The sequence below is a fragment of the Photobacterium jeanii genome (assembly GCF_001650345.1).
Classification (GTDB): domain Bacteria; phylum Pseudomonadota; class Gammaproteobacteria; order Enterobacterales; family Vibrionaceae; genus Photobacterium; species Photobacterium jeanii.
In genome coordinates, this window is sequence record NZ_LVHF01000005.1 from 1 (window position 1) to 2,563 (window position 2,563).

A 2,563-nucleotide genomic window follows, 5' to 3' on the forward strand; every position below is an offset into this window, starting at 1 on the left:
AAACTTCTATGCTTTCATACCCACAAATCGGGCACCCAAAACGCTTCACGAGACCTCTCTATGTAGATAGCACATAACGCCAGCCATAAGGTGTGCCCCACTGAACCAACCAAGCTCACCGAACTCCATACCAAAACCGCCGAGTGTAAAGCATCACCTTGATGGCCTTGTTATAAGCGGGCTAACTCACTGAATTTATTTGCTACTAATGTTAAGTCGCCTGTCTCGTGACACCAAAGGTAAACCGGCTCTAAATACACATTATCCTCTTTCAGCAAGACTAATTGGTCACCACAACCATTACTTGCTATTGCAACTGCGTTCTCGGGAAAACAACCGAAAACCTTGCATGATTCAGTCTCAGTGATTATGTTATTGCAGCTTCGAGAGAGACGCTTTCTATCTGTTTTATCGAGAATCGGGTATTGTTCCCATCCTTCATCATTAACTTCCAGCTCACCACCATTACTTTGCATCATGGCAAGCCTGTAACTATCAGGAAGGGAACCAGTCAAAACTGACTCAGCTTCAACAATGAATTTTTCATCTAAATCAAACGGCATAGATATTCCTTTGGGTTTATAACGTCTAACATAAGCTGTAGCTTAATAAGCCCACACTGTTACACTTAACTTATTGTACATTTACCAGTTTATTGAGGTCTTACAATGGACTATGACATTGATAAAGCAGCAGAGTTGGCATTAGCCTTAATGTACCTGACACTTCACGACAAATCTGATTTTGATGGCTCCTGTCGAGCTTGGAAAGGAATCGATTTTGAAGTCATGAACCATTTACATGAGAAAGGATTAATCCTCGACCCTGCCAACAAGAACAAATCTGTCGTTGTCACTCCTGAAGGTGTTAAGAAAGCAAAAGACTTATTCAAAACTATGCTGAAAAACAGTTGAATTTCGAGAGCTTATAACGCCTGCAATAAGGTGTGCCCCACTGAACCAACAAAGCTCACCGAACTCCATACCAAAACCGCCGAGTGTAAGGCATCACCTTGATTGCTTTGTTATAACTCATTGTTTACACTGAGTTACATAGAATATGTATGTGCTTTTTTCTTCATTAGCAACAACTATATTATCTCTAGTTAGATAGGCTACTTTCGCCTTATCAGGCACAGTGCAATAGCTATATGATTCCATCTCGAAATTGTATGCAAACCACCTTGTAAATTCGGATATTTGGTCGCTATACCATTGATTATTTTGGATAAAGCTTAGTGACACTGAAAATAAAACAACAGCTGAAAACATTCTACCAAGAAAGCTAACCACAGAAACCTTAAAGGAGTCCTTGAAAAACTCTAAATTCAGAACTTTCTTAGCTGTAAAACTTTCAATTCGAAACGCTGAAGTGAACAAAACCAAGAGTAAAAGGATAACAAAAAGAAAAAGCATCCCGATCGCGGCTGTCAACGGAATCGTCAAAATGGATGTCAATGTTTGTGTATATCCGAATGGGCTCGCTGGAACCTTAAGTGCATAATTTACAGTGCCACTCGCCATTGCTAAATTGAAAGTTGTCCCCGCTAAAAGGAAAATAGCTCCGACTGCTTTACCAATTGTTGTTGAAGTGAATTTTTCAATTAATTCGAGAAGGTAAATTGCCAAACCACAAAGGAATGCTCCAGACGACAACCAGAACGGTGGAAATGGAATCAAAGAATCAATAACTGGTATTAATAACATGAACATCAGACCAATAATATAAGCTGCTTGTTCATTCGATAATTGACTGACTTCTTTAGAGACGAAGCCTTGTATACTTTTTGTATCCATACTTTCCCTGAGTTATAACGCTGGGCATAAGGTGCGCCACGACCAACTCACCAAGCCCACTGAACTCCAAACCAAAACTGCCGAATGTAAAAAGTCACCTTGATGCCTTTGTTAAGTGGTAGTAGTTCAAGCGTATGACAAGCCTTCATCAGTTACTCTTACTAAGCTCTTAAAGAAAAAGATACACTTATCTAATTCATTACGCTTTACGATGTGAGTTGCTTGTTTATCAGTATTTGCTCGGTGAACTGCATCACCCCGCTTACTTATCCATTGGTTTAATACTGTTCGAACTTCTTTGGGAGTATTGTAATTATTCCAAACCCAGCTTTCCGTAACATCAACGCCAAAAAACTCTTGGAAAATTTGTTTAGTTTTAACTGAATCAGGGTTATGGAACATTTTCAATCTTGTAGAAAATTGCTGTTCCATGAAATTACCAATTTGACTGCCCTTTAGCACACCAAACTTTAATTCAAATAACTCTGTAGCAATATCCTCAACATATGTTTCCCATGCGGTTAAAACTAATATTAAGGACGCTCTTTTTAATGCTTCTGGAGGTTGATAATCTTGAGCGTTATTTTGATTAATTTGATCATAACAATTTAACAATTCTTCAGCATCTGTGATTGCCAAATTAAATGATTCTAAAGCTTTCGACATACTTACTTTCTCCTACCACTTAACGCCTGCAATAAGGTGTGCCCCACTGAACCTGCAAAGCGCACCAAACTCCATACCAAAACCGCCTAGTGTAACGCATC

General features: G+C 39.1%; 4 protein-coding genes. 1 reads left to right on the plus strand and 3 read right to left on the minus strand.

Annotation, left to right across the window (positions count from 1 at the left end):
• Nucleotides 1-170: 170 nt before the first annotated feature.
• Nucleotides 171-563: an SMI1/KNR4 family protein gene (locus tag A3K86_RS00035; RefSeq protein ID WP_068325763.1), complete on the minus strand. Its 393-nt coding sequence runs from the start codon at nucleotides 561-563 to the stop codon at nucleotides 171-173.
• 105 nt (nucleotides 564-668) lie between these two features.
• Here A3K86_RS00035 and A3K86_RS00040 point away from each other — a divergent pair, with 105 nt between their 5' ends.
• Nucleotides 669-914 carry a DUF6429 family protein gene (locus A3K86_RS00040; RefSeq protein WP_068325765.1) on the plus strand — a complete coding sequence of 82 codons (246 nt, stop codon included), beginning with the start codon at nucleotides 669-671 and terminating at the stop codon, nucleotides 912-914.
• A gap of 117 nt (nucleotides 915-1,031) precedes the next feature.
• Here A3K86_RS00040 and A3K86_RS00045 read toward each other — a convergent pair whose 3' ends face one another.
• Both A3K86_RS00045 and A3K86_RS00050 read right to left on the minus strand, forming a co-directional pair.
• Complete coding sequence (locus A3K86_RS00045) at nucleotides 1,032-1,796, minus strand: hypothetical protein (RefSeq protein ID WP_068325776.1); 765 nt, start codon at nucleotides 1,794-1,796, stop codon at nucleotides 1,032-1,034.
• A 126-nt stretch (nucleotides 1,797-1,922) separates the two neighbouring features.
• A complete protein-coding gene (locus tag A3K86_RS00050; RefSeq protein ID WP_068325777.1) occupies nucleotides 1,923-2,462 on the minus strand; it encodes a HEPN domain-containing protein in 540 nt (179 codons plus the stop codon).
• Nucleotides 2,463-2,563: the final 101 nt, after the last annotated feature.